The organism is Bradyrhizobium sp. SPXBL-02, from assembly GCF_051853065.1.
Taxonomy (GTDB): Bacteria; Pseudomonadota; Alphaproteobacteria; order Rhizobiales; family Xanthobacteraceae; genus Bradyrhizobium.
The window spans coordinates 7,900,547-7,925,389 of the sequence record NZ_CP182474.1 but is presented as its reverse complement, the minus strand read 5'-3'; the positions used below and the strand labels follow the sequence as shown (position 1 = coordinate 7,925,389).

The 24,843-nt window shown below is 66.6% G+C and carries 24 protein-coding genes, 1 tRNA gene and 1 riboswitch; of the genes, 17 read left to right on the top strand and 8 right to left on the bottom strand.

Features of this window, described 5'->3' with window-relative positions; all coding sequences use genetic code 11:
* Nucleotides 1-84: 84 nt before the first annotated feature.
* Complete coding sequence (locus ACNJYD_RS36835; protein ID WP_172786113.1) at nucleotides 85-1,272, bottom strand: O-succinylhomoserine sulfhydrylase; 1,188 nt, start codon at nucleotides 1,270-1,272, stop codon at nucleotides 85-87.
* A gap of 76 nt (nucleotides 1,273-1,348) precedes the next feature.
* A riboswitch (SAM riboswitch) is annotated at nucleotides 1,349-1,428 on the bottom strand.
* Between the two features lie 80 nt (nucleotides 1,429-1,508).
* Between ACNJYD_RS36835 and ACNJYD_RS36830 the strand changes: the two genes are divergently transcribed.
* The 4 genes from ACNJYD_RS36830 (at nucleotide 1,509) to ACNJYD_RS36815 (ending at nucleotide 6,266) form a co-directional block, all read left to right on the top strand.
* A complete protein-coding gene (locus tag ACNJYD_RS36830) occupies nucleotides 1,509-2,645 on the top strand; it encodes a 2'-deoxycytidine 5'-triphosphate deaminase (protein ID WP_373569513.1) in 1,137 nt (378 codons plus the stop codon).
* A gap of 230 nt (nucleotides 2,646-2,875) precedes the next feature.
* Nucleotides 2,876-3,289 carry a PAS domain-containing protein gene (locus tag ACNJYD_RS36825; protein WP_212256071.1) on the top strand — a complete coding sequence of 138 codons (414 nt, stop codon included), beginning with the start codon at nucleotides 2,876-2,878 and terminating at the stop codon, nucleotides 3,287-3,289.
* 105 nt (nucleotides 3,290-3,394) lie between these two features.
* Complete coding sequence (locus ACNJYD_RS36820) at nucleotides 3,395-4,447, top strand: hypothetical protein (protein ID WP_439364850.1); 1,053 nt, start codon at nucleotides 3,395-3,397, stop codon at nucleotides 4,445-4,447.
* Between the two features lie 376 nt (nucleotides 4,448-4,823).
* On the top strand, nucleotides 4,824-6,266 hold the full coding sequence (locus ACNJYD_RS36815) for an MATE family efflux transporter (RefSeq protein ID WP_439364849.1): 1,443 nt from the start codon (nucleotides 4,824-4,826) through the stop codon (nucleotides 6,264-6,266).
* On the opposite strand, the gene ACNJYD_RS36810 is transcribed toward ACNJYD_RS36815, so the two are convergent.
* The 5 genes from ACNJYD_RS36810 to ACNJYD_RS36790 form a co-directional block, all read right to left on the bottom strand.
* Complete coding sequence (locus ACNJYD_RS36810) at nucleotides 6,263-6,703, bottom strand: hypothetical protein (protein WP_439364848.1); 441 nt, start codon at nucleotides 6,701-6,703, stop codon at nucleotides 6,263-6,265. The two genes, ACNJYD_RS36815 and ACNJYD_RS36810, sit on opposite strands and share 4 nt — an antisense overlap.
* Before the next feature lie 113 nt (nucleotides 6,704-6,816).
* Nucleotides 6,817-7,218 carry an SRPBCC family protein gene (locus tag ACNJYD_RS36805; RefSeq protein WP_439364847.1) on the bottom strand — a complete coding sequence of 134 codons (402 nt, stop codon included), beginning with the start codon at nucleotides 7,216-7,218 and terminating at the stop codon, nucleotides 6,817-6,819.
* Nucleotides 7,219-7,363: 145 nt separating this feature from the next.
* Nucleotides 7,364-7,723 (bottom strand): VOC family protein, encoded by a 360-nt coding sequence (locus ACNJYD_RS36800; RefSeq protein ID WP_439364846.1) that lies wholly within the window; start codon nucleotides 7,721-7,723, stop codon nucleotides 7,364-7,366.
* A 58-nt stretch (nucleotides 7,724-7,781) separates the two neighbouring features.
* Nucleotides 7,782-8,621 carry a helix-turn-helix transcriptional regulator gene (locus tag ACNJYD_RS36795; protein WP_439364845.1) on the bottom strand — a complete coding sequence of 280 codons (840 nt, stop codon included), beginning with the start codon at nucleotides 8,619-8,621 and terminating at the stop codon, nucleotides 7,782-7,784.
* 10 nt (nucleotides 8,622-8,631) lie between these two features.
* Nucleotides 8,632-9,210, bottom strand: a complete 579-nt coding sequence (locus ACNJYD_RS36790) for a methylated-DNA--[protein]-cysteine S-methyltransferase (protein WP_212256091.1) — start codon at nucleotides 9,208-9,210, stop codon at nucleotides 8,632-8,634.
* Nucleotides 9,211-9,383: 173 nt separating this feature from the next.
* Between ACNJYD_RS36790 and ACNJYD_RS36785 the strand changes: the two genes are divergently transcribed.
* The 11 genes from ACNJYD_RS36785 (at nucleotide 9,384) to ACNJYD_RS36735 (ending at nucleotide 19,557) form a co-directional block, all read left to right on the top strand.
* Nucleotides 9,384-9,457, top strand: a tRNA-Gly gene (locus ACNJYD_RS36785).
* 165 nt (nucleotides 9,458-9,622) lie between these two features.
* Nucleotides 9,623-10,204 carry a helix-turn-helix domain-containing protein gene (locus ACNJYD_RS36780; RefSeq protein WP_172786103.1) on the top strand — a complete coding sequence of 194 codons (582 nt, stop codon included), beginning with the start codon at nucleotides 9,623-9,625 and terminating at the stop codon, nucleotides 10,202-10,204.
* Between the two features lie 24 nt (nucleotides 10,205-10,228).
* Nucleotides 10,229-10,702, top strand: coding sequence for a GNAT family N-acetyltransferase (locus ACNJYD_RS36775; protein WP_439364844.1), 474 nt, complete (start codon nucleotides 10,229-10,231; stop codon nucleotides 10,700-10,702).
* Between the two features lie 126 nt (nucleotides 10,703-10,828).
* Nucleotides 10,829-11,902, top strand: a complete 1,074-nt coding sequence (locus ACNJYD_RS36770) for a LacI family DNA-binding transcriptional regulator (RefSeq protein ID WP_439364843.1) — start codon at nucleotides 10,829-10,831, stop codon at nucleotides 11,900-11,902.
* A gap of 83 nt (nucleotides 11,903-11,985) precedes the next feature.
* The gene (xylB, locus tag ACNJYD_RS36765; protein ID WP_439364842.1) at nucleotides 11,986-13,440 is read left to right on the top strand and encodes a xylulokinase; all 1,455 of its coding nucleotides are present in this window, start codon (nucleotides 11,986-11,988) and stop codon (nucleotides 13,438-13,440) included.
* Nucleotides 13,441-14,763 carry a xylose isomerase gene (gene xylA / locus ACNJYD_RS36760; RefSeq protein WP_439364841.1) on the top strand — a complete coding sequence of 441 codons (1,323 nt, stop codon included), beginning with the start codon at nucleotides 13,441-13,443 and terminating at the stop codon, nucleotides 14,761-14,763.
* Between the two features lie 13 nt (nucleotides 14,764-14,776).
* Nucleotides 14,777-15,535 carry an ATP-binding cassette domain-containing protein gene (locus ACNJYD_RS36755; RefSeq protein WP_172786098.1) on the top strand — a complete coding sequence of 253 codons (759 nt, stop codon included), beginning with the start codon at nucleotides 14,777-14,779 and terminating at the stop codon, nucleotides 15,533-15,535.
* The gene (locus ACNJYD_RS36750; RefSeq protein WP_212256098.1) at nucleotides 15,535-16,605 is read left to right on the top strand and encodes an ABC transporter permease; all 1,071 of its coding nucleotides are present in this window, start codon (nucleotides 15,535-15,537) and stop codon (nucleotides 16,603-16,605) included. The genes ACNJYD_RS36755 and ACNJYD_RS36750 overlap by 1 nt, the downstream gene beginning before the upstream one ends.
* 93 nt (nucleotides 16,606-16,698) lie before the next feature.
* Nucleotides 16,699-17,631: a sugar-binding protein gene (locus ACNJYD_RS36745; protein WP_172786096.1), complete on the top strand. Its 933-nt coding sequence runs from the start codon at nucleotides 16,699-16,701 to the stop codon at nucleotides 17,629-17,631.
* A gap of 102 nt (nucleotides 17,632-17,733) precedes the next feature.
* Nucleotides 17,734-18,711 (top strand): aldo/keto reductase, encoded by a 978-nt coding sequence (locus ACNJYD_RS36740; protein WP_212256099.1) that lies wholly within the window; start codon nucleotides 17,734-17,736, stop codon nucleotides 18,709-18,711.
* 3 nt (nucleotides 18,712-18,714) lie between these two features.
* Nucleotides 18,715-19,557: an amidohydrolase family protein gene (locus ACNJYD_RS36735; RefSeq protein WP_212256100.1), complete on the top strand. Its 843-nt coding sequence runs from the start codon at nucleotides 18,715-18,717 to the stop codon at nucleotides 19,555-19,557.
* A gap of 203 nt (nucleotides 19,558-19,760) precedes the next feature.
* Here the strand turns inward: ACNJYD_RS36735 and ACNJYD_RS36730 are convergent, their stop codons facing one another.
* Both ACNJYD_RS36730 and ACNJYD_RS36725 read right to left on the bottom strand, forming a co-directional pair.
* Nucleotides 19,761-20,990, bottom strand: a complete 1,230-nt coding sequence (locus ACNJYD_RS36730) for an ABC transporter substrate-binding protein (RefSeq protein WP_212256102.1) — start codon at nucleotides 20,988-20,990, stop codon at nucleotides 19,761-19,763.
* A gap of 115 nt (nucleotides 20,991-21,105) precedes the next feature.
* Nucleotides 21,106-22,032, bottom strand: coding sequence for a class I SAM-dependent DNA methyltransferase (locus tag ACNJYD_RS36725; protein ID WP_172786092.1), 927 nt, complete (start codon nucleotides 22,030-22,032; stop codon nucleotides 21,106-21,108).
* Nucleotides 22,033-22,098: 66 nt separating this feature from the next.
* On the opposite strand from ACNJYD_RS36725, the gene ACNJYD_RS36720 reads away from it, so the two are divergent.
* Nucleotides 22,099-23,136 (top strand): ligase-associated DNA damage response exonuclease, encoded by a 1,038-nt coding sequence (locus ACNJYD_RS36720; RefSeq protein ID WP_212256103.1) that lies wholly within the window; start codon nucleotides 22,099-22,101, stop codon nucleotides 23,134-23,136.
* Complete coding sequence (locus ACNJYD_RS36715; RefSeq protein ID WP_212256105.1) at nucleotides 23,133-24,794, top strand: ATP-dependent DNA ligase; 1,662 nt, start codon at nucleotides 23,133-23,135, stop codon at nucleotides 24,792-24,794. The genes ACNJYD_RS36720 and ACNJYD_RS36715 overlap by 4 nt, the downstream gene beginning before the upstream one ends.
* The last annotated feature ends 49 nt before the right edge of the window (nucleotides 24,795-24,843 follow it).

Sequence of the window (24,843 nt, the reverse complement as noted above, 5' to 3'; positions counted from 1 at the left end):
GCGCGCAGCGCCGTGCCCACCATCTCGTCATTGTAGTCGAGAATGGTGGGCACGCTTCGCTTTGCCCACCCTACGAAGCTTTCCTCACGCCTTCTCCAGCGCCGCGGTGAGATCCTCGATCAGGTCATCGGCGTGCTCGAGCCCCGCCGAGAAGCGAATGAAACCCTCGCTGATGCCGAGCGCGGCGCGGTCTTCCGGCTTCAGGCGCTGATGCGTCGTGGTCGCCGGATGCGTGACGAGGCTCTTGGCGTCGCCGAGATTGTTCGAGATCTTGGCAAGCTTCAATTCGTTGAGCACGCGGAACGCCGCCGCCTTGCCGCCCTTCACCTCGAAGCCGACCAGCGTCGAGCCGCCGCGCATCTGCTTCTTCACCAGCGCCGCCTGCGGATGATCGGCGCGGCCGGGATAGACCAGCCGCGAGATCTTGGGATGGCTCGCCAGCACCTCGGCGATGCGCGCGGCCGTGTCGGTCTGCGCGCGCACGCGCACGCCGAGCGTCTCCAGGCCCTTGAGCAGGACCCAGGCATTGAACGGCGAGATCGACGGGCCGGTCTGGCGCATGAAATTGTGGATGTGCTCGGCGATGAAGGCTTCCGAGGACAGGATGATGCCGCCGAGACAGCGGCCCTGGCCGTCGATGTGCTTGGTCGCGGAGTAGACGACGACGTCGGCGCCGAGCGCGAGCGGGCTCTGCCAGATCGGCGTCGCAAACACGTTGTCGACGACGAGCCGCGCGCCACCCTTGTGCGCGATCTCGGCAATCGAGGGAATGTCGAGTACGTCCAGCGTCGGGTTGGTCGGGCTCTCCAGGAAGAACGTCTTGGTGTTGGGCCGGAGCGCGCGCTGCCATTCATCGAGATTGGCACCGTCGACCAGCGTGGTCTCGATGCCGTAGCGCGGCAACAGGTCCTGGACGACGTAGAGGCACGAGCCGAACAGCGCGCGGGAGGCGACGACGTGATCGCCGGCCTTGAGCGGTGCCAGGATCGCGGTCGTCACCGCCGCCATGCCGGTTGCCGCCGAGCGCGCGGCCTCGGCGCCTTCGAGCTCGATCATGCGGCGCTCGAACATCGCAATGGTCGGGTTGGAATAGCGCGAATAGATGAAGCCGGGATCCTCGCCCTTGAACCGCGCCTCGCACTCCTCCGCGCTGGCGTAGACATAGCCTTGCGTCAGGAACAGCGCCTCCGACGTCTCGCCATATTGCGAGCGAAGGGTGCCGGAATGGACCAGGCGGGTTTCGGGGCGGTAAGTGGCAGATGACTTCGACATAGGACCCTCTCCGACATGACCGTCGAGGCGAAAACGGTCACAAAAAAACCGGCCTGGATATCTCCACGGGCCGGGATCACAGAGGTCCCCGGCCTGTTTAGCGACTTATTTAACGTGGCTGCAAGCCGGCCGGCTCAAATCACCACGGGATAAGTGATGCTCATATTCCGCAATGCCCTTTCCGTCAAGGCGTCCATCGGATAGCCGTAAAAGACTTGTATTTCCGGCATGTCCGGATGCGTTTGACCCCTGATGAGGACCCCCGGTTGACGTTCACGGTCGCCGCCGACGCCAATGGTATCCTGCCCGACCGCATGATCGCGGCGATGGCGGAAGAAGGTCTCATCCTGCCCGCCTACGACTTCGTCGAGAGCCAGATCCAGCCGGCGAGCCTCGATCTGCGTCTTGGCGACATCGCCTATCGCGTCCGTGCCAGCTTCCTCCCCGGGCCCGGCGCCACGGTGGCCGAGCGCATCGACGAGTTGAAGCTGCACGAGTTCAGCCTCGCCGACGGCGCGGTGCTCGAGACCAATTGCGTCTACATCGTGCCGCTGCTCGAAAGCCTCGCGCTGCCGCCGGAGATCGTCGCTGCCGCCAATCCGAAGAGCTCGACCGGCCGGCTCGACGTCTTCACCCGCGTGATCGCCGACGGCACCCGCCGCTTCGACATGATCGGCGCCGGTTATCACGGCCCGCTCTATGCCGAGATCAGTCCGAAGACGTTTCCGGTCTTGGTGCGCGAGGGCTCGCGCCTCAGCCAGGTGCGCTTTCGCACCGGCGATGCCATCCTCAATCCCGACGAGCTCGATGCGCTGCATGCTAGCGAGCGCCTCGTCGACATCGACGATGCGGACCTGTCCGGCGGCGTTGCCGTCTCGGTCGATCTGTCGGGCGAGAAGGCGAGCGGCTTCGTCGGCTACCGCGCCAAGCGCCACACCGGCGTCGTCGACGTCGACCGCCGCGCCGGCTACGCGGTGGAGGATTTCTGGGAGCCGATCTCGGCGCGCCCCGACGGCAGCCTGATCCTCGACCCCGGCGAGTTCTACATCCTCGCCTCCAAGGAAGCGGTGCAGGTGCCGCCCGACTACGCCGCGGAGATGGTGCCGTTCGATCCCTTGGTCGGCGAATTCCGCGTGCACTATGCCGGCTTCTTCGATCCCGGCTTCGGCTATGCCGGCGCGGGCGGGCAGGGCGCCCGCGCGGTGCTCGAAGTGCGCTCGCGCGAGGTGCCGTTCATCCTCGAGCACGGCCAGATCGTCGGCCGCCTCGTCTACGAGAAGATGCTGGCCCGCCCCGACGCCATGTACGGCCAGCGCATCGGTTCCAATTACCAGGCGCAAGGCCTCAAACTATCGAAGCATTTTCGGGTGTAGCTGCACATTCTACTGTCATGCCCCGGCTTGCCGACTTCGCTGAAGCTTCGCCGGCCGAGCACCCTCTGGCCCGGCGTAGCCTAGCGGAGCCGGGACCGGGGCATCCAGTACGCCGCGGCCTATCGCTCTATGACGGACGCCTCTGGGATACTGGATCGCCCGATCAAGTCGGGCGATGACACCGAATGTGTGTCACGATGCGCAAGACCAGCTACATGCGAGGTGGCGACATGACCGATCAGTTCCAACTCGATGCAAGCATCATCAACGACGCCGCGGACGCGCTGATCTATTCCGATCGCTCCGGCACGATCACGCGCTGGAATCGCGCATCGACCGCGCTGTTCGGCTTCTCCGCCGACGAAGCGCTCGGCCAGAATCTCGATCTGATCATTCCCGAACATCTGCGCGCCGCGCACTGGAAAGCCTTCGACGCCGCGCTCGCCAGCGGCACCATGAAGCTTGCGGGCAGGCCGACGCTGACCCGCGCGCTGCACAAGAGCGGGCGCAAGCTCTACATCGAGATGACCTTCGCGCTGGTGCGGGACAGAGATGGTGCCGTGCAGGGATCGGTGGCGATGGCGCGCGACGTCACGGAGCGCGTCGAGCGCGAACGGGCGGCCAAGGCGGCGCAAAATTCGTGATGCGGAATTGACGGAACGCCGTGCAGGGAGGCCTGCACGCGCGTCATGTTGCCTGTCACTGGCCGCGGTGACACACTCGATCAAAACCATGATCGGGGAGCGAACATGACCGCCGCACCAGACCTCGCGCAGGAAGCGCAATGGAAGCGCTGGCGCGCAGTCGCAGATCTCTACCACGCCTATTTCACCGGCCTCATCCTCACCGTCGTCACGCGCCGCGGCACGGCGGATGCCGCCGAGTTCGTCTTCCGCGTGTTCCGTCGCCAGCAGCAGGAGCGCTTCCTGCCGGGGCTCAAAAAGCTCGGGATCGACCATCTGCCGCCGGCGGTCGCGGCTGCGCAATATCACTATCTCTCCAACTGGATCGGCGGCGTGCATGTCGAATACATGTATGAGAGCGACAGCAAGGCCTGGATCCGCTATCCGCCGCCGCGCTGGATCTGGAAGGGCACCGCGATCTGCGGCGTGCCGGGCGAAGTCTCCCGCGCAATGCTGCGCGGCTGGCACGCCAACAACGGCGTTGCGCTCGGCGATCTCAGGCTCGGCTTCGTCTGCACCAAGCAGAGCGTCGACGGCCAGGATGGGCTCGAAGGCTATTATCATCTCTACGACCATCCGCTCGAGCTCGACCAGCGCCTGGTGTTCGCGCGGCACCTGGAAGCGCCGCTGTTCGATGCGAAGACGGCGCCGGCATTGCCGATCGCGAGCTGGCCAAGACCGCGGTTGGAAAAGGCCTATCGCAATTACGCGATGGAATATGTCCGCACCGCCGCGCCCGTGATGGTGCAACTGTTCGGCCCCGAGGATGCCGGCTATCTGCTGCACCTCACCGGCAAGCTGATCGGCATGCAATATTTCGACGAGGTTGCCGCGGCGCTGGCGATGACCCGCGGCGGCGCGCGAGAGTTCGCATCCTTCCTGAGCGCGCTGCTCGCCACGCAGGATGATGCAGCCGAGATGACACGATCGGAAGGCACCTTTGAGATCCGGCAGCAAAGCTGGAAGCTGATGGACGACGTCGCCGACACTCACCGCGCCTGCGCCAAGGTGCTGGAAGGATTGTTCGAGGGTCTCGCTGCAGGCTGCGGCCGGCATATCGGCGTGCAGATGCGCGCCGCTGCAGGCGGCCGTCCGCCATTGGTCTGGACGATTGAGTGAGCGACAGTGTCGCCGCGCTTCGCCTCTCCCCGCGTGCGGGGAGAGGCCGGAGTTTGCGACAGCAAATTCCGGGTGAGGGGGAGTCTCCGCGAGTCCGGCTGTCACCGTTGTTGCGGAAGCGGCCCCTCACCCCAACCCTCTCAGCGCGAGCGAAGCTCGTCGCGGCCCCGTAAGAACGGGGAGAGGGAGAAGAGGAGAAGTGCCGTAATTCCACCGCTTGAAATGCGCTGCCGCAGGGCACGCCTGCATCAGGCGCAGGCGGAATCGGGGCTCGCCGTGCTAACAAGCCTCAGCCGCGCCTTTCGCGCGAACGAAGTCATTTGGCACACCAAGTAATTTGCCGCGCCGCAAACGGCGGCTGCGCCCGGGAGAGGACATGTCCGACATCGCCGAAATCCCGGTCGATGAGCAAGAGCGCCCGCTGCCGCCGCCTCCGCCGCCGATCAGAAGCGCGCTGACCGACGGGCCGATCCTGCGCACGCTGCTCTCGCTCGCCTGGCCGAACGTGATCGGCCTGTCGGCCGGCATCTGTGTCGTGATCGCCGAGACCTCCTATGTCGGCCGGCTCGGCGTCGAGGCGCTGGCGGCGATGGCGCTGGTGTTTCCGACGATCATTCTGACCATGACGATGTCCGGCGGCGCCATGGGCGGCGCGGTGGCGTCGGCCATCGCGCGTGCGCTCGGTGCCGGCAACCGCGAGCGCGCCGGTATCCTCGCCGTGCACGCGATGCTGATCGGCATCGGCTTCGGCCTCGTCTTCATGCTGGGCATGCTGGTCTTCGGGCCAAAACTGCTCGAGATGCTCGGCGGCCGCGGCGATGTGCTGACGCATGCGATCGCCTACACGCAGGTGTTCTTCGGCGGCGCCGTGCTGCCCTGGCTGCTCAACACCATGGCGGGGATCCTGCGCGGCACCGGCAACATGAAGCTGCCGTCGTTCCTGATCCTCAACTCCGCGGCCTGGCAGATCGTGCTCGGCGGCACGCTCGGCCTCGGGCTCGGGCCGGTGCCGCAGCTCGGCATGCGCGGCGTCGCCGCCGGCGCGCTGATCGCCTACACCATGAATATCGGCATCATGAGTTGGTACCTGTTCTCCGGCCGCGCGCGGATCACGTTGAAGCTGCGCGGCCTGCGCATCCAATGGGCGATGTTCTTCGACATCCTGAAGGTCGGCGCCATCGCCTGCTTCTCGCCGCTGCAATCAGTGCTGACGATCTCGATCTTCACCCACATGCTGGCGCAGTTCGGCACCGCGATCCTCGCCGGCTACGGCGTCGGCGCGCGGCTCGAATTCCTGCTGACCTCGATCGCGTTCTCGTTCGGCATTGCCTGCGTGCCGATGGTCGGGATGGCGATCGGCGCAGGCCGCATCGCGCGGGCCCGGCGCATCGCCTGGACCGCCAGTGTTGCCGCTTTCGTGGCGGTCGGCGCGCCGGCGTGCCTCGTTGCGATCTTTCCCGATCTCTGGGTCAACATGTTCACCGACAGCGCGGCCGTGCGCGCGGCGAGCCACCAATATCTCTCGACGGTCGGGCCGTTCTACGCTTTCTTCGGCCTTGCAACGACGATGTATTTCTCCTCGCAAGGCGCGGCCAAGGTGATCGGGCCGGTGCTGGCGCAGACGGCGCGGCTGATCTACATCGCAGGAATCGGCTGGTGGCTGTCGACGCACGGCGCCAGCGCGCAGAGCTTCTTCTGGCTCGCCGCAAGCTCGATGGTCGTGCTCGGCCTGCTGTCGTGCTCCAGCGTCGTGCTGACACGCTGGGGACCGCGCGAGACGAAGCCCGCGATCACGCCGGCGCTTTCGATTGGTGACTAGCGGCGTTTGTGGCGGCGATGGCCGCCGCCGCCGGTATTGGCGAGCCGCATCAATTGCGGGATCATCGCCATCATCTCGCCGCCGCCCATGCCGCCGATCCCGACCGGCATCGCGCCGCCGCCCATCGGCGTGTAGCCATAGTTCGGTGCACCGAATCCGCCGCCGAAACTGCCGCCGCCTATCATGCCGCCGAGCCCGCCGCCGCCGTTCTCCATCATGCGGCTCATCATCGGGCCCATGGTCTGCATCAGCATGGCGAAGCGGCGCTTGCCCATCTTCGCCTTCATCATCTCCAGCATCGGCGCCATCTGCGTCATCATGTCTTCGCCGCCGGCACCTCCGCCGCCGAGGAACTGCGCCCTTGCCGGCACGCTCGAGATCGAAAACAGCAGCAGCACCGCGGCTGCCTGACAGATCACCTTGTCCGCACCTCTCATGGCATGCTCCTCGCGTGCGTGGCGCCGCCGGGAGAGCAGAGCCGACCGGACGCACGCGGGCATGGTTACGGCCGGCGAGGATGCGCTTCTGTGAGAAAACTCACAGTGAAGGATCAGGCCGCCGCGGACGGAAACGCTTTGTGCATGGCGGTCACCGCCTCCTTGGTCTGCCCCTGAACGTAAGGCGCGAGCTCGTTCGGCAGCATGTCGATGATCCAGACGAGGCGACAGCTCGTCTCGCCCTCGGCAATGACCTGCACCGAGGCGCTGTAATGCTTCAGCCGCTCGTTGTTGATGCCATAGACGAGGCGCCGCCGCGCATCGTCGCAATCGACCAGCACTTCGCGCGCCACCGAGCCGTTGGCGAAGGTGACGATGCGCGTATCGCCGTCGAGCGTGCACGCCGTGACGAAGCCCGGCACCAGCCGCCGATGCAGCGCGCCGAAATCGCGCACCGCGTCCCAGACGTCGCGCGCGGAGGCGGGGAGGGAGATGTCGTTGTGGATGGAGGCCATGAACTCTCCTATCAGGTTGAATTCGTAGGGTGGGCAAAGGCGCGCTCTTCGCGCGCCGTGCCCACCATTCATCGGCGTTGTCGCGAGGAGTTGGTGGGCACGCTACGCTTTGCCCACCCTACGAGATCTCGTTTGTAGCTAACGCTCACCCGCAAACCGCCTCGACATTGTTGCCGTCGGGGTCGATCAGGAACGCCGCGTAATAGGTCGGGCTGTAATCCCGGCGCGGCCCCGCGCCGCCATTGTCGCGGCCGCCGCTTCGGAGGCCCTCGCTGTGAAACGCCTTGACCGCATCATGATCCCCGGCGCGGAAGGCGATGTGGACGCCGTCGGCCTTGCGGCCCCTGTTCAGGTGCAGCCACAGCGCCGGCTCGTCCTTCGGCCCGAAGCCGGCATAACCGTCGCCGCTCGAGCACAGGACGAAGCCGAGTGGCGCCAGCACCGCGGTGTAGAAGCGCGTGGCGGCGTCGAGGTCGGCAACGCGCAATCCGATGTGGTCGTACATGTTCGTCTCCATTGCGAAAAAGCGTGCCGCGAAGGGCACGCGCCGGAGACGACCCTAGTCAGTTGAGGGCAAGCTGCTCTTGGAGAATCTTGCGCTCCCCCTTCGAGGCCTGGCGGAACTTGGTCGGCGACATTCCGGCGGCGCGATGGAAGGTGCGGACGAAATTGGAGAGATCGCCGAAGCCGACGTCGTAGGCGATGTCGGTGACGGCGATGTCGTCCTCAGTAAGCCTGCGCGCGGCGTGGCGCAGCCGCGAGCGTACCAGATATTGATGCGGGGTGACGCCGAGCACGGCCGAGAACAGCCGCAGGAAATGGAACGGGCTGAGGCCCGCCTGCTTAGCTGCCTGCTCGAGGTCGAGCTCGGCATGCGAGTTGTCGTCGATCCACAGCGCGGCCTCCACCGCGCGGCGCCGATCGCGTGCGGTGGGGGTGGCCGGCTTGCGCGCCTTGCCCGAGACGGCGTCGACAAAACGGCCGGCCAGGATCTGGCCGATCTCGTCGAGGCCGAGATCGCTGTTGCCATCTGCTGCCGTCTGAGCCAGCTCGCCCAGCACCATCAGCTCGGGCAGCGGCGGCGTTGCGCCGATCTGCCAGATCTCGCGCCGCCCACCGAGGGCGTCGACGAGATCCGCGCTGAAGAAGAAGCCGAGGCAGACGTCGCCGAAGACGTGCTCATGCGTGCAGGTATATTCTTCTCCGGGGGCGCCGATCAGCATCGAGCCCGCCACCAGCTCGAAGAAGCCGGCGCGGCAATGACAGCCGAAGCTGCCGGAGCGCACATAGGCGATGGAATGGCCGGTGCGGCATTCCGCAAACGGCGTATCGTCCGGTCCCGCATCGCAGCGAAACTCGGAAACCGTGATCGAGGGCGTCGTCAGCAGCGTAGTGGCGTGCATGCCGCCTTATCTAGGTGGAGGGTCTCGGCGGGGCAACGGGCAGCAGCACTTCGAACAAGGTCTTGCTGGCGATGGGATGAGCGCCCTCCAGCGCCAGCAGCCGCCGCTTGGAGATCACGCCGCCATAGGGCGAGAGCCGGTCGGTGTAATTGCCGGCCTCCAGCACCCGGTGGCAGGGCACGATCAGCATGAAGGGATTCTTCGCAATCGCCTGCGCCACCGAATAGGCTGCGCCGGAGGCACCGAGCGCCCGGGCCACCTCGTGATAGGTGCGCGTCTCCCCCCGCGGGATGCTGCAGGCGTACTCGTAGACGCGCCGGTTGAAGCCGGGCACGTCGCCGGCGTCCAGGCTGACCTCGGAAAAATCGGGATCGTGACCTTGCAGCAGGCCCTTGATGCCCTCGATCGCAAGCTCGGCGTTCTCGGACGGGCGCTGCTCCCGCGCCTCGGGATGGACCTGAAAAATCCGGCGGCGGGTGTCGATCTCCCGCGCCTCCGGCAATTGCACGGCGATCACGCCGGTGCCGCTCCAGATGATGCCGCAACGGCCGATGGCCGTGTCGAATATCGCGTAAGCCTGCCCCACCATGCACACGCCCCACTCAGTGCACGTTTCTCCCCGGAGCAGCGATCATAACACCGCCACAATCCGGCGCACCTGGAATCTTATCAGGACGTTAACAAGCGCCCCGCCGGTCGCGCCAAACCGCTTGGCGGCAGGCGCCGTCTCGGCTAATCAGGAGGGGCGCGGAGCGCACTCTCGCGGGCGTAGTTCAATGGTAGAACGGCAGCTTCCCAAGCTGCATACGAGGGTTCGATTCCCTTCGCCCGCTCCAAGCTTCCATTCCCTATCCAATAAGCGACCGTAGGCCGCTCACCCGCCGCGCAAAGATTCCAATATATTGGTCTGTCGTTGCCGGCAGGTGCGCCTCGCCCGGCTTAAGGTTCGCTTCGCCGTGACGGGTCGGTCCTCATGTCGGGCAATGTTCGGATCAGGGATCATGGACCAACAAAAACTCGACCGCGCCATCGGTCGGCGCCTGAAGACGCTGCGGACACAGGCGGGCATGACGTTGAACGAGCTTGCGGCCCGCTCCGGCGTCAGCCGGGCCATGATTGGGCGGGTGGAGCGGGCGCAGAGCAGTGCGACGGCGGCGCTGCTGAACAAGCTCTGCGCGGCGCTCGATGTTACGCTCAGCGATGTCGTCGCGCTCACGGAGAAGCCGCCGGAGCGCCTGGTGCGGCTTGCGGACCAGCCGCTCTGGCGCGATCCCGACAGCGGCTATCGCCGGCGTCACGCCTCGCCGCCGGATGCGGCCAGCGGCATCGAGATCATCGTCGTCGACCTGCCGGCCGGCGCGCGCGTCTCCTACAGCCCGTGGGGCCGCAACGCCTTCACGCAGCAACTCCTGATGCTGGAGGGCGCGATCGCCGTGCATATCGATGCCAAGGCGGTGCGGCTGCGCGAGGGCGATTGTCTCGATTTCGACGTGATGCGCGCCGTGATCTTCGAGAACGAAACCAGGCAGGACGCGCGCTACGTCATCATCGTCAGGCGCGGCGCTTCCTACGGCAAGATGTGAGGACAAAGCGTGGAGACGAGCACGATGCAGATACGCACCGGCGACACCTATGATCCGCGCGTCGTCGCGCTGCTCGATCACCACGTCACGACAGCGCGGGCGCAGACGGCGCGGGGCAGCGACCATGCGCTTGATCTTGCGGGCCTGCGTGCGCCCGAGGTTGCGTTCTGGACCGGCTGGGACGGCGAGACGCTGGTCGTCACCGGCGCGCTGAAGGTGCTCTCCGCCGGCCATGGCGAGGTCAAGTCGATGCACACGCTGCAGACCACGCGGCGGCGCGGCTATGGCGGCCAGATGCTGCGCCACATCATTGCCGAGGCCCGCGCACGCGGCATGACGCGGCTCAGCCTCGAGACCGGCTCGTGGGACTATTTCAAGCCGGCGCACGCGCTCTACCTGGCGCACGGTTTCGTCGCCTGCCGCCCGTTCGAGGGTTATGTCGAGGATCCCAACAGCCTGTTCCTGACGCTCGAGCTGTCGGCGCCGGCGCACCGGTAGCTCACGAGCGATCTTGTCGAGCACGCGCTCGGGGGCGGGACGTCGTTCCTGGACCGGGACGCAAAAAGACCGATCCCCTCATCAAATGAGTTGCGTACCTCAAAACACCTCTGCTAGCCTTCAGCCATGGCCGAGACCCTCACCCCGACTGCGCTGACGCTGAAGGACATCGCCCGCGAGGCCGGTGTCAGCCTCGCCACGGTCGACCGCGTCCTGCACAACAGGCCGGGGGTCCGCCCGGACACGGTCCGGCGGGTCAAGGACGCCATCGCGCGCAATTCGTTCCAGCCGCATGTGGCCGCCGCCGAGCTCGCGCGCGGCCGCGCCCGCCGCTTCGCCTTCGTGATGCCGTCGGGGCCGAACCCGTTCATGCAGCAGATCGAGGCATATCTCGGCGAGATGGCGGCGTGGCTGTCGGCCCGCCGGCTCAATGTCGAGATGATCGCAGCCGACGTGTTCGAGCCCGCTGCGCTCGCAGCCTCGCTCGAGGCGCTGGCGGGCGACTATGACGGAGTCGCCGTGGTGGCGCTGGACCATCCGAGCGTCCGCGCCGCCATCAACGATCTCGTCGATGCCGGCGCCAAGGTCGTGACGCTGGTCTCGGACGTGCCGTCCTCGCGCCGCCACCATTATGTCGGCATCGACAACATCGCTGCGGGCCGCACCGCCGGCGCACTGGTCGGGCGGCTGGTCGGCCAGAGGTCCGGCAAGGTCGCGATCGTCGCGGGCTCGCAGGGCCTGCGCGACCATGCTGAGCGCATCTTCGGCTTCAACCAGGTGATGGCGAGCGAATTCCCCGATCTCAGCGTGCTGCCGGTGCTGGAAGGGCGCGACGAGGACGACCGTTCGGAGCAGCTGCTGGCGCGGCTGCTCGGCAAGCACGCCGACATCGTCGGCCTCTACAACGTAGGCGCCGGCACGCAGGGCGTCGCCAAAGCGCTGAACGACAAGGCGCAGAACGAGAAGGCCTCTGGCGCGGCCGGGCGCGACAAGCAGGTGGTGTTCGTCGGGCACGACGTCACGGCGCTGACGCGCCGGTTGCTGCTGCAGGGCGTGATGGATGCCGCGATCTCGCAGAACCCAGGACATGAAGCGCGCGCGGCCGTCCGCGTGCTGCTCGCGCTCGCCCGCGGCGAGCCGATCTTGAGCGAACAGGAGAAGATCCGGATCGACATCGTGATGCGGGACAATCTGCCCTAGCGGCAGGTGGATTTGGCAATAGGCGGCCAGGGGGAAAAGCGACGCAAGATCGCTCTCCCGCGGCAGGCGAAAGGGAGGACGATTTGTATCTCGGGATCGACATCGGCACGTCCGGTGTGAAAGCGGTGCTCGTGAGCGAAGCCGGCGCGGTGACCGCGACGGCGGCGCGCGAGCTTGCGCTGTCGCACCCCGCGCCGCTGTGGTCCGAGCAGGATCCCGATGCCTGGGTCGATGCGGCCGTCGGTGCCGTCGACGATCTCGCCGCGCGCCATCCGCGCGAGGTCGCGCAGGTCCGCGGCATCGGGCTGTCGGGTCAGATGCACGGCGCGACGCTGCTTGGCGAGGACGGCCGCCCGCTGCGTCCGGCCATCCTCTGGAACGACGGCCGCTCGCAGGCCGAATGCGCAGCGCTGGAGCGGCGCTGTCCCTCGTTGCACGCCATCGCCGGCAATCTCGCGATGCCCGGCTTCACCGCGCCGAAGCTGCTCTGGGTGGCAAGGCACGAGCCGAAGATCTTCGACCGCGTGGCAAAGGTGCTGCTGCCGAAGGCCTATGTCCGCTATCGCCTCACCGGCGAGATGGTCGAGGACATGTCGGACGCGGCCGGCACGCTGTGGCTCGACGTCGGTCTGCGCCGCTGGTCCGCGCTGCTGCTGCACGCCACCGGGCTCGATCTGCACCACATGCCGCGTCTCGTCGAGGGCAGTGCCGTGAGTGCGGTGCTCGCGCCGGAATACGCGCAGCGCTGGGGCATGGCGAAAAATGTCGTGGTCGCGGGCGGCGCCGGCGACAATGCGGCCAGCGCGATCGGGCTCGGCGCCATCGCACCTGGCGATGCCTTCCTGTCGCTGGGAACGTCGGGCGTGCTGTTCCGCGTCACCGATCGCTTCGCCCCCGCGCCGGCTTCGGCCGTGCATGCCTTCTGCCACGCGCTGCCCGGCCTCTGGCACCAGATGGGCGTGATGCTGTCGGCCGCGGCTTCGCTTGCCTGGCTTGCCGGCGTGATGGAGACGCCGGCCGCAGCGCTCCTCGCGCCGCTCGGCGAGCGCGTCGATGCACCAGGCCCGGTCCAGTTCCTGCCTTATCTCGACGGCGAGCGCACGCCGCACAACGATGCCGCCGCCAGCGGCGCCTTCGTCGGCCTGCGCGGCGCGACCGGGCGCTCGGAGATCGTGCAGGCCGTGCTCGAAGGCGTCGCCTTTGCCGCGCGCGACAATCTGGCGGCGCTGAGCGCAGCCAGCGGGCCGATCGCCGAGGTCGATCTCGTCGGCGGCGGCTCGCGCTCGCCGCTGTGGGCGCAGATCTGCGCCGACGTGCTCGGTCTGCCCGTCCATCGCGTCGAGGAAGGCGAGGTCGGCGCCGCACTCGGCGCTGCGCGGCTCGGCCGGCTTGCCGCGACAGGCGAGAACCCCGCGGACGTCTGCACGCGTCCGCGGCGGCTCGCGAGCTTCACACCCCGCCCGTCCGTCGCTGCGGCCTATGACGAGGCCTATCGGCGATGGCGCGCGCTTTATCCCGCATTGAAGGAGTCTTCTTAAGTGAACGCGCCAGCCAAATTCTTCGATGCAAGTGCACCCGTCGCCTTCGCCGGCAAGGAGGCCGAAGGCGCGCCCGCCTTCCGCTGGTACGACAAGGGCCGCCTCGTGCATGGCCGCCGGCTCGAGGATCACTTGCGCTTTGCGGTCTGCTATTGGCATTCGTTCTGCTGGCCCGGCGGCGATCCCTTCGGCGGCGAGACCTTCCTGCGGCCGTGGCACCACGGCACCGACGCGATGGCGATGGCGCGCGCCAAGGCCGATGTCGCCTTCGAGCTGTTCCGCCTGCTGGACGTGCCCTTCTTCACCTTCCACGACGTCGATGCGGCGCCGGAAGGGGCTTCGCTCGCCGAGTCCGTCGCCAACCTCAACGCCATCGCCGATCTGTTCGAGCAGAAGATGGCAACGAGCAAGGTTCGCCTGCTCTGGGGCACTGCGAACCTGTTCACGCACCGCCGCTACATGGCGGGCGCGGCGACCAATCCGGACCCCGAGATATTCACCTATGCCGCCGGCCAGGTCCGCGCCGCGCTGGAGGTGACGCACCGGCTCGGCGGCCAGAACTACGTGCTGTGGGGCGGACGCGAGGGCTACGAGACGCTGCTCAACACCGATCTCAAGCGCGAGCTCGACCAGCTCGGCCGCTTCGTCTCGCTCGTCGTCGAGCACAAGCACAAAATAGGCTTCAAGGGCCCGCTCCTGATCGAGCCGAAGCCCAAGGAGCCGACCAAGCATCAATATGATTTCGACGTCGCCACCTGCTACGGCTTCCTGGAGCGCTACGACCTGCTCAAGGACGTCAAGCTCAACATCGAGCAGAACCACGCCATCCTCGCCGGTCACTCCTTCCATCACGAGGTCGCGCTGGCCGAGGCGCTCGGCGTGTTCGGCTCGCTCGACATCAACCGCGGCGATGATCTGCTCGGCTGGGACACCGACCAGTTCGCGATGAACGTGCCGGAGCTGGCGCTGGTGTTCCACGAGATCCTGAACCGCGGCGGCTTCACCACGGGCGGGCTCAATTTCGATGCCAAGATCCGCCGCCAGTCGATCGACCCCGATGATCTCATCCATGCCCATGTCGGCTCGATGGATGCCTGCGCGCGCGCCTTCCTCGCCGCCGCCGACATGCTCGACGCCGGCGCGCTCAGCGCGCCGCTCGCACAACGCTACAATGGATGGGCCGGCCCAGAGGGCCGCGCCATTCTCGCCGGCCAGCGCTCGCTCGCCGATCTCGCCGACCGTGCGATGAGCCCCGGCTTCGATCCGCAGCCGCGCTCCGGCCGGCAGGAATATCTGGAATCCCTGGTGAACCGCTATGTCTGAGGAAACGCCGCTGATGACGAAGGCTGACGCGACACCGGTGCTCGAGCTCACCGGCATCGGCAAGGAGTTCGGCGCGATCCGCGCGCTGCATGACGTCGACATGCAGGTCTGGCCTGGCGAGGTGGTCGGCCTGATGGGCGACAACGGCGCCGGCAAGTCGACGCTGGTGAAGATCATCGCCGGCAATTTCCGCCCCACCCATGGCGAGATGCGCTTTGCCGGCAGCGCGGTGCATTTCAACCGTCCGGTCGATGCCCGCGCGGTCGGCATCGAGGTCGTCTACCAGGACCTCGCGCTCGCCGACAATCTGAGCGCCGCCGCCAACGTTTTTCTCGGCCGCGAGCTGAAGCGCAGGTTCGGACCGATTGCCTTGCTCGACCACAAGGCGATGGCATCGCGCGCGCTGGAGCTGTTCGGCGAGCTGCGCTCGGAGACACGCCCCGACGATCTCGTCAGGCAGATGTCGGGCGGTCAGCGCCAGGCGGTCGCGATCGCGCGGACCCGGCTTTCCAATGCGCGGCTGGTGATGATGGACGAGCCGACCGCCGCGATCTCGGTGCGCCAGGTCGAGCAGGTGCTCGGCCTGATCCACCGGCTGAAGGAGCAGGGCGTCGCCGTGATGCTGATCTCGCACCGCATGCCCGACGTGTTCGCCGTATGCGACCGCGTCGTCGTCATGCGGCGCGGCGAGAAGCGCGCCGACAAGTCGATTCACCAGACCTCCCCCGAGGAGGTCACCGCCCTCATCACCGGTGCGAAGGAGGCGGCGTGATGGCCATGCCCATGGAATCCCCGATCAGCTTCACCAATGTCGGCAAGATCAGATGGTGGCAGCGCGGCATCTTCGCCTCGCAGACCGGCTACGTTCTGCTCGCGCTGGCGGTGCTGCTGGTGATCATGCATTTCGCCAGCCCCTACTTCTTCACCCAGGGCAACATGCAGAACGTGGCGAAGAACTTTTCCTTCATCGCCATTGCGACGCTCGGGGTCACCTTCGTGATCATCACCGGCGGCATCGACCTGTCGGTGGGATCGATGATGTGCTTTTCCGCCATGATCACCTCGATGGTGATGACCGAGCTGTCGGCGCCCGGCTCGCCGCTGGTGCACATGGCGGCTGACGGCAAGACCGTGCTCGCCAATGTGCCCGGCCTGATCCTGCTTATCTCGATCCTCGCCGGTCTCGGCGTCGCGCTGATTGCCGGCCTATTCAACGGCTTCTGCATCGCCGTGCTCGGCCTGTCGCCCTTCGTCACCACGCTCGGCATGCTCTCGATCGTGCGCGGGCTCGGCTATGTCGTCTCCAACGGACGCGGCAGTTTCCCGGGCGGGCCGGACGCCGATTATTTCTATGCGCTCACGTCCGGTGACGTGCTCGGCGTGCCCGCGCCGTTCATCTATCTCGTGATCCTGGCGCTCACCATGGCCGTGGTGCTGCACCACACCTCGTTCGGCCGCCACGTCTTCGCGCTCGGCGGCAATGAGAAGGCGGCCGAGCTCACCGGCATTCCGGTGGTGCGGGTGAAGATCGAGGTCTACGTGATCTGCGCGCTCGCCGCGGGCCTGCAGGGCATCATCATCTCCGGCTGGCTCGGATCGGCGCCGGCCAACATGGCGACCTCCTACGAGCTCAACGTGATCGCGGCGGCCGTGATCGGCGGCGCCAATCTCGCCGGCGGCATCGGCGGCCCGCTCGGGGCCATCGTCGGCTGCGTGCTGCTGGAGGTGATCCGCAACGGGCTCGTGCTGGCCCAGGTCAGCTCGTACTGGCAGCAGACGCTGGTCGGCGTGATCATCATTCTGGCTGTGCTGGTCGACCGCATTCGCTCGCGGATGACCTGAAATGACGACATCTCGGGAAGGCAAGGAAAACGCCGCCTATCCGCTTCCCGGGGGCTTTCGAGGGGATAGGCACCAACAAGAGTGGAGGAGACCATGAGGAAACTGCTTCTTGCCGGTATCGCGGTCGCGATGATGGCGACGCCGGCATTTGCTGCGAATTACCGTTTCGTCATCGTGCCGAAGGCGATGAACAATCCGTTCTTCGACTTTTCGCGCGATGGCTGCCTGAAGCGCGCCAAGGAGCTCGGCAACATCGAGTGCATCTACAAGGGACCGGTCGAGCATGAACCTGCGACCCAGGCCCAGATCATCCAGGACTTCATCACGCAGAAGGTCGATGGTCTTGCCATCTCCGTCGCGGACGTCGCGGCCATGACCAAGTCGATCGAGGCGGCGACCGCTGCCGGCATTCCCGTCATCACCTTCGATGCGGACGCGCCGGGCTCCAAGCGCATCGCCTATATCGGCACCAACAACAAGGAGTTCGGTGTCGCGCTCGGCAAGGAGCTCCTGAAAATGCGTCCGGACGGCGGCAAATACGCGATGGTCTCCGGCGGCCCCGGCGCCAAGAACCTCGCCGAGCGCGTCGACGGCGTGCGCGAGGCGCTGAAGGGCTCGAAGTGGACCGAGGTCGCGGGCTCGCCGACCTTCTGCAACGACGATCCCGCGCTCGCGGTCCAGCAGATGACGGACATGCGCACCGCAACGCCGGACCTCGCCGCCATCGTTCCGATCGGCGGCTGGCCGATGTTTGCGCCCGAAGGCTTCAAGGCCTTCGCCAGCCGGAACAAGAAGGACATCGATTCCGGCAAGTTCACGCTGGTCGTTGCCGATACGCTGAAGATGCAGCTCGAGCTGCTGCGTGACGGCTACGCCAATGCGCTGGTCGGCCAGCGTCCGTTCGAGATGGGTGAGAAGGCGATGGACACGCTGCTCGCCATCAAGAAGGGCGAGAAGGTGCCGGAGATCGTCTACACCGGCCTCGATCTCGTCACCAAGGACAACGTCGCGCAGATGTTGAAGTAGGAGCGCTGCCAGCCCCGCGCTCCTGCATGCCTCTCCCGCTTGCGGTTTCCGCAAGCGGGAGAGATGATTTGGAATGGAAGACGACTGCTGGAAGGCGATGGAATGAAAAGGTCGCGGCTCGGCGCTCTCGATGTCACCTCGATCGGCCTCGGTTCCGCCCCGCTCGGCGGATTGTTCTCACCCGTCAGCGATGCCGATGCGCAAGCGACGCTTGAACGCGCCTGGTCGCTCGGCGTTCGATACTTCGATACCGCCCCGCTCTACGGTTTCGGCCTCGCGGAGCGGCGGTTGGGGGCCTTCCTGCGGCAACAGCAGCGCGATTCCTACGTCATCTCGACCAAGGTCGGCCGCCTGCTGCGCGCACCGGACGGTGCTGCCCCCGAGGACGAGCACTACAAGGGCACGCCGCGCGAGCGGCCGGTGTTCGATTTCAGCTATGACGGCGTGATGCGGTCGGTCGAGGAGAGCCTGCAGCGCCTCGGCCTCGACCGCGTCGACGTCCTGCTCGTGCATGATCCCGACGATCATTATGACGATGCCGTCAACGGCGCCTTCCGCGCGCTCCAGCACCTGCGCGAGGACGGCACGGTCAAGGCGATCGGCGCCGGCATGAACCAGTCGGAGATGCTGGCTCGCTTCGCCGAGGCCGTGCCGGTCGACTGTTTCCTGCTCGCCGGCCGCTACACGCTGCTCGACCAGGGCGCGCTGGATGCGCTGTTTCCGCTCTGCCAGGCGAGGGGCATCGGCATCCTGCTCGGCGGCATCTACAACAGCGGCATCCTGGCCAATCCGCGGACGAGCGCGAAATTCAACTATCAGGATGCCGATGCGGCGCTCGTGGCACGTGCGCTGGAGCTCGACGAGCTCTGCCGCAGGCACGGCACCGAGCTGAAGGCCGCCGCGCTGCAATTCTGCATGGCCCATCCGGCGGTGACGGTCGCCGTGATGGGTGCGCGCAATGCCGCCGAGGTCGCTGACAACATCGCCATGTCGGAAGCGGCGGTCCCGTTGGCGTTCTGGCAGGACTTGCGGGCGCGAAAGCTCGTGGATGTGCGCGCGCCACTTCCCGGCGGAGCGTAGGGCATGATCGTCGATTCCCATCAGCATTTCTGGGATCCGGCGCGCGCCGACTATCCCTGGATGGAAGCGCCCGAGCTGGCACCGATCCGCCGTGCCTTCGGGCCGGCCGATCTCGCGCCGCTATTGAAGGCGAACGGCATCGACGCCAGCATCGTGGTGCAATGCCGCTCCGCGCTGGAGGAGACCGAGGAGTTCCTGCGCATTGCGGCTGTGACGCCCTCTGTCGTCGGCGTGGTCGGCTGGGCCGATCTGACCGACGCTGCGCTTGACGAAACGCTCGACCGGCTGCGCGCTCTGCCTGGTGGAGCAAAGCTGGTCGGCATCCGTCACCAGGTCCACGACGAGCTTGATGCGGATTGGCTGCTGCGCGACGACGTCCAGCGCGGACTTACCGCGGTGTTCGCCCACGATCTCGCTTACGATTTCCTCGTCCGCAGCCGCGAGCTGCCTGCCGCGATCGCAACCGCGCAGGCCTTTCCGCACGCGCGTTTCGTGCTCGATCACGCCGCCAAGCCGCCGATTGCGGCCGGCGGGAGCGCGGAATGGGCCGACCGCATCGCAGCGCTGGCTGCCTGCGGCAACGTCTGGTGCAAGATCTCGGGATTGGCGACGGAAGCGGTCTGGAATGACTGGGATGCGGAACGGCTGTTTCCGTCCGTTGCGCACGCCGCAAGATGTTTTGGCGAGGACCGGTTGATCTTCGGATCGGACTGGCCCGTGTGCCTTCTTGCGGGAAGCTACAGCGAGATCAAGACCGCGCTGGAGGCCTGCCTGGCGAGGCTCGGCCCGCGTGTGCGGGACAAGGCGTTCGGCGTGAATGCCAAGGCTGTGTATCGCTTGGGTTAATTGTAGTGGATGCGCGCTCTTACCCTCTCCCCTTGCGGGAGAGGGTGGCTCGCCGCGGAGCGGCGAGACGGGTGAGGGGTCTTTCTCCGCGAGTCACCCTTCACATGTGAGCTTGCTGAAGCAACCCCTCATCCGGCGCTTCGCGCCACCTTCTCCCACAAGGGGAGAAGGGAAGAGGCCGTGGCGCCCGCCTCGCAGCAACCCTACTCCGACATCGGCTTGTCGGAGATGTCCCAGTCTTTTCCGGTGAAGGTGGAGATGAACAGCGTCTTCATCGGCGTGTAGTCCTCGGGCGTGTAGCTGTAGGTGACGCCGTCGAGGAAATACGGCGAGTGGAAGCCATTGAGGTTCGATGCCTGCTTCAGCACGTTGGCGCGGGTGAGCTCGTCGCCGCAGCGGCGCAGGATCTCGCCCATGGTCGCGGCCTGGCCGTAGCCGGCGAAGGCGATGGTGTTGTCGGGGTCGATCGCCGGCGTGTACTTCTTGCGCAGCTCCTCGAACGCCATGACGTCCGGGTCCTTCTCCCATTTGGGCAGGCCGACCTCCTTGTTGTAGCGGATCGCGACGATGCCGGTGGCGTTCTCGAGGCCCGCGGCATTGAGGATCGAGCGGCCGGTGGAGCCGGCAGACAGCAGCTGCAGCGGCTTCCAGCCGAGCTCGGCCACTTTCCGGATCGACTGTGACGAGGCCTTGCCGGTCGAGATGTTGTAGAAGACGTCGGCCCCCGACTTCGAGAGATTGACGAGCTGGGAATCGACGGTCGGCTCGGTCAAATCATAGGTCTGCTCCATGATCACCTGCGCAGTGCCGCCGGCATCCGCCAGCACTTTCTTGAAGGGTGCAAGGAAGTCGCGGCCGAAATCGTCGTTCTGGTAGAGGATGCCGATCTTGGCGTTCGGCTTCACGCTGACGACGTGTCGCGCCAGGATGCGCGCTTCGGTCGGATAGAGCGGCAGGCCCGCCATCGTCCATTTGAACTCTTTCGGATTATTCCATTTCGAGGCGCCGGTGTTGAGCAGCAGCTGCGGCACGCCCTTGGAGTTCAGGTATTTGTGCACGGCGGTCTGCGGCGCGGTGCCGAGCGAGCCGTACAGCGCGAGCACTTCCTCCTGCTCGACCAGGCGCCGCGTCGCCTCGACGCATTTCGGCGCGCTGTAGGCGTCGTCCATGGTGAGGAATTTGACCTTGCGTCCGTTGATGCCGCCCTTCTCGTTCAGCATCTGGAAATAGGCTTCGCCGATGCGGCCGAGCACGCCGTAGAGCGAGCCGGGGCCGGAATGCGGCACGGTCTGACCGATCTTGATCTCGGTGTCGCTGGCGCCCGCATCATATTTCTTCTCCGCAGCCCAGACGCAGGGCGCGGGCAAGGTGGATGCGGCGATGGTGGCGAGTGCGCCGGCGCTGAAATCGCGCCGCGATGGATTCTTGGTCATTGTTGTTTTCTCCCTGATGCGCGCATTGTGCTGACATCGCAGCTCGGCTCGCAAGTGGGAAGTCGCAGCTTTGCGACGCAATGACGCTCAAATCGTCAGGCGTTAGCGCCTAGACTCAAGTTTTCTCGGCGACGATGACAAGGCCGCGCACGGGCTCGTTGTTCTCGTTGCGCGGCGAGGCCGGCTCCAGGGTCAGCAGCTTCAACCCCGCCTTGGCGATGGCGCCGCGCACATATTCCGCCGAATGGGCATAACGCAGGCCGTCGCCGAGCACGATGCCGCTGCCGTCGTGCGTCTCCAGCGTGAAGGCAAGCACGCCGCCTGAGACGAGCACGCGCTTTGCCTCGGTGAGAACAGGGGCGAGATCGGAGAGATAGACGAACGCATCCGCGGCCACGATGAGGTTCGCGCTGGCATCCAGCTTGCCGCGCAGGCCCTCGAGCATGTCGGCGACTTCGAGCGCGGCATAGAGGTTCGTCGCCCGCGCCTCCTTGATCATGCCGGGCGACAGATCAATGCCGGTGAAATGGTCGACCTGCTTGGCGAACGCGGCTGCCGCAAGGCCGGTGCCGCAGCCGAGGTCGATGGCGTGCTTGAAGTAGGCCGGCTTCTTGGCGGCGACGCGCGCGGCCAGCACCGCCTTGAAGATCAGCGTGGGGGCGCGATAGCCGAGATCGTTGATCAGCGCGTGCTCGAACCGCGGAGCGTATTGATCGAACAGTGCCTGCACATAGGCCTTGGGCATCTCCGCCATCTCGGTATCGCCGAGCCGCATCAGGTGCAGGCCGGCGCCGTGCTGATCCTCGGGGTCGCATCGCCGCGCTTCACGAAAGGCCGCGATGGCCTTGTCGCGCTCGCCGAGCTGCTGACGGATCTCGCCGAGCGTGAACCAGGCCGAGGTGAAATCAGGTGCGAGCTCGATCGCCTGCTCCAGGAGGTCGGCGGCGGCCGGCAGGTCGCCCTTGAGCTGGAGGTCGCGCGCGAACTCGAAACGGCGGTCGGCCATGAGATCGCCGGAGGTCAGGAACAGGCGGAGCGGCATTGAGGAACCAGGAAACGAAACGGGTAATTGACTCGAAGATGTGATGGCTCGACTTATATAACAGGCATGCGCCCGCAAGACATCCTGCTGCCAAATGCTGCCGGCCTGTGCTGCAAGCCCGGCGGCTTCCATATCGACCCTGTCCGGCCCGTCGAGCGGGCCGTGATCACCCACGGCCATTCCGACCATGCCCGTGCCGGCCATGGCGCCGTGCTGGCGACGCAGGAAACGCTGGACATGATGCGGCTGCGCTATGGCGAGAACTTTGCCGGCTCGACGCAAGCCATCCGCTATGGCGAGGAGATCCGGCTCGGCGACGTCAAGGTCAAGTTTCACCCGGCCGGCCACGTGCTGGGCTCCGCACAGATCGCCGTCTCGTGCAAGGATACCTGCATCGTCGCCTCCGGCGACTACAAGGACGCGCCCGACCCGACCTGCACGCCGTTCGAGCTGGTGTCGTGCGACGTCTTCATCACCGAGGCGACGTTCGGGCTGCCGGTCTTCCGGCATGGCGATGCGAGCGACGAGGTCAAGAAGCTGCTGGCTTCGGTCGCGTTGTTTCCGGAGCGCGCGCATCTCGTCGGGGCCTACTCGCTCGGCAAGGCGCAGCGCGTGATCAAGCTGCTGCGGCAGGCCGGCTACGACGCGCTGATCTACCTGCATGGCGCGATGGAGACGATCACGCATTACTACCAGAGCCGCGGGATCGATCTTGGCGAGCTCAAGCCCGTGAAGGGCATGAAGAAGGCGGCGCTGGCCGGCACCATCACCTTGGCGCCGCCATCGGCCACATCCGATCTCTGGACGCGGCGCTTTCCCGATCCCGTCACCGCCTTCGCCTCGGGCTGGATGCGCGTGCGCGCCCGGGCGCGGCAGCGCGGCGTCGAGCTGCCGCTGGTGATCTCCGACCACGCCGACTGGGACGGCCTCACCGCGACCATCGCAGCGACCGGCGCCGGCGAGATCTGGGTCACCCACGGTCAGGAAGATGCGCTGGTGCATTGGTGCCGGAGCAAGGGCCTGAAGGCGCAGCCGCTCGATCTCGTCGGCTATGGCGACGAGGAGGAGAGCGAGACTCCCATTCAAGGCGAGGCCGAAGCATGAACCGCTTCGCCGAGCTGCTCGACCGCCTCGCCTATGAGCCCGGCCGCAACAACAAGCTGCGGCTGCTCACCGGCTATTTTCGCGAAGTCGGCGACCCCGACCGCGGCTATGCGCTGGCGGCGCTGACCGGCGCACTCAGCTTCAAGCACGCCAAGCCCGCGCTGATCCGCGATCTCATCGCGGCACGCACGGATGAGGTGCTGTTCGGGCTGAGCTACGACTATGTCGGCGATCTCTCGGAGACGGTGGCGCTGATGTGGCCGAAGGCCGCGCTCGCCGCCCACAACAACCCACCCCCGCCGAGCCTCACCGAAGTCGTCACCACGCTGCGCACGCTCGGCAAGACCGAGCTGCCGAAGCAGCTCGAACGTTGGCTCGACGAGCTCGACGAGACCGGCCGCTGGGCGCTGCTCAAGCTCGTCACCGGCGCGCTTCGCATCGGCATCTCGGCGCGGCTCGCCAAGACCGCCGCCGCTGCGCTCGGCGACAAGGATCCGCACGAGGTCGAGCTGATCTGGCCGGGCCTCGTCCCGCCCTATCTCGACCTGTTCGCCTGGCTGGAGGGCCGCGGCGACAAGCCCGTCAACCGCGATCCCGCGCCGTTCCGCCCGGTGATGCTGGCGCATGCGATCGAAGACGGCGATTTCGCCGCGCTCGATCCCGCCGACTACATCGCCGAATGGAAATGGGACGGCATCCGCGTGCAGGCGGTCGCCGGGCGCGACGAGCGCGGCCATATCACCGCGCGGCTCTATTCGCGCACCGGCGAGGACATCACGGGCAGCTTCCCGGATCTCGTGCCGTCGCTGCGCCTGCCGGGCGCGATCGACGGCGAGCTCTTGATCCTGCGCGAAGGCCGCGTGCAGAGCTTCAACGTTCTGCAGCAGCGGCTCAACCGCAAGGTGGTCTCGCCGAAGCTGATCAAGGAGTTTCCGATTCATCTGCGCGCCTACGATCTGCTCGGCGACGACGAGAACGATCTGCGCGAGCTGCCTTTTGCCGAGCGGCGCGAGCGGCTGGAGAGATTCATCGCGAAACTCGACGATCCCCGCATCGATCTCTCGCCTACCGTGCCCTTCGACAGCTGGGAGGCACTCACCGCCGCGCGCGCCGATCCCGCCAGCGCCGGCGCCGGCGAGGACGCGGACGCCGTCGAGGGCGTGATGCTGAAGCGGTGCGATGCGCCTTATCTGCCGGGGCGGCCGAAGGGCCAGTGGTGGAAGTGGAAGCGCGACCCGCACATCATCGACGCCGTCCTGATGTATGCGCAGCGCGGCCACGGCAAGCGCTCGTCCTATTATTCCGACTACACCTTTGGTGTCTGGACCGAGACCGAGAATGGTGAGGAGCTGGTGCCGGTCGGCAAAGCCTATTTCGGCTTCACCGACGAGGAGCTCCTGCAGATCGACCGCTTCGTTCGTCGCAACACCACGGAAAAATTCGGCCCCGTCCGCCATGTCGTGCACGAGGGCGACAAGGGGCTGGTGCTGGAGGTCGCTTTCGAGGGTTTGCAGCGCTCGCCCCGGCACAAATCCGGCGTCGCCATGCGTTTCCCCCGCATCAGCCGCCTGCGCTGGGACAAGCCGCCCCGGGAGGCCGACCGGCTGGAGACGCTGGAGAAGATGCTGAAGGCCGAGCCGGCGGAGATTGAGGTGTGATGCATCGATCGCGCCGCAAATGCGGTGCGCTCCCTCTCCCGCTTGCGGG

Coding starts and splice junctions, on each gene's coding strand:
- ACNJYD_RS36835 (WP_172786113.1), bottom strand. CDS start 1,272: ATGTCGAAGTCATCTGCCACTTACCGCCCCGAAACCCGCCTGGTCCAT.
- ACNJYD_RS36800 (WP_439364846.1), bottom strand. CDS start 7,723: ATGTACGACCACATCGGATTGCGCGTTGCCGACCTCGACGCCGCCACG.
- ACNJYD_RS36740 (WP_212256099.1), top strand. CDS start 17,734: ATGAAAAGGTCGCGGCTCGGCGCTCTCGATGTCACCTCGATCGGCCTC.
- ACNJYD_RS36810 (WP_439364848.1), bottom strand. CDS start 6,703: ATGAGAGGTGCGGACAAGGTGATCTGTCAGGCAGCCGCGGTGCTGCTG.
- ACNJYD_RS36805 (WP_439364847.1), bottom strand. CDS start 7,218: ATGGCCTCCATCCACAACGACATCTCCCTCCCCGCCTCCGCGCGCGAC.
- ACNJYD_RS36720 (WP_212256103.1), top strand. CDS start 22,099: ATGCGCCCGCAAGACATCCTGCTGCCAAATGCTGCCGGCCTGTGCTGC.
- ACNJYD_RS36725 (WP_172786092.1), bottom strand. CDS start 22,032: ATGCCGCTCCGCCTGTTCCTGACCTCCGGCGATCTCATGGCCGACCGC.
- ACNJYD_RS36780 (WP_172786103.1), top strand. CDS start 9,623: ATGGACCAACAAAAACTCGACCGCGCCATCGGTCGGCGCCTGAAGACG.
- ACNJYD_RS36820 (WP_439364850.1), top strand. CDS start 3,395: ATGACCGCCGCACCAGACCTCGCGCAGGAAGCGCAATGGAAGCGCTGG.
- ACNJYD_RS36715 (WP_212256105.1), top strand. CDS start 23,133: ATGAACCGCTTCGCCGAGCTGCTCGACCGCCTCGCCTATGAGCCCGGC.
- ACNJYD_RS36815 (WP_439364849.1), top strand. CDS start 4,824: ATGTCCGACATCGCCGAAATCCCGGTCGATGAGCAAGAGCGCCCGCTG.
- ACNJYD_RS36750 (WP_212256098.1), top strand. CDS start 15,535: ATGGCCATGCCCATGGAATCCCCGATCAGCTTCACCAATGTCGGCAAG.
- ACNJYD_RS36830 (WP_373569513.1), top strand. CDS start 1,509: ATGCGTTTGACCCCTGATGAGGACCCCCGGTTGACGTTCACGGTCGCC.
- ACNJYD_RS36730 (WP_212256102.1), bottom strand. CDS start 20,990: ATGACCAAGAATCCATCGCGGCGCGATTTCAGCGCCGGCGCACTCGCC.
- ACNJYD_RS36735 (WP_212256100.1), top strand. CDS start 18,715: ATGATCGTCGATTCCCATCAGCATTTCTGGGATCCGGCGCGCGCCGAC.
- ACNJYD_RS36770 (WP_439364843.1), top strand. CDS start 10,829: ATGGCCGAGACCCTCACCCCGACTGCGCTGACGCTGAAGGACATCGCC.
- ACNJYD_RS36795 (WP_439364845.1), bottom strand. CDS start 8,621: ATGCACGCCACTACGCTGCTGACGACGCCCTCGATCACGGTTTCCGAG.
- ACNJYD_RS36745 (WP_172786096.1), top strand. CDS start 16,699: ATGAGGAAACTGCTTCTTGCCGGTATCGCGGTCGCGATGATGGCGACG.
- ACNJYD_RS36775 (WP_439364844.1), top strand. CDS start 10,229: ATGCAGATACGCACCGGCGACACCTATGATCCGCGCGTCGTCGCGCTG.
- ACNJYD_RS36825 (WP_212256071.1), top strand. CDS start 2,876: ATGACCGATCAGTTCCAACTCGATGCAAGCATCATCAACGACGCCGCG.
- ACNJYD_RS36755 (WP_172786098.1), top strand. CDS start 14,777: ATGACGAAGGCTGACGCGACACCGGTGCTCGAGCTCACCGGCATCGGC.
- ACNJYD_RS36790 (WP_212256091.1), bottom strand. CDS start 9,210: ATGGTGGGGCAGGCTTACGCGATATTCGACACGGCCATCGGCCGTTGC.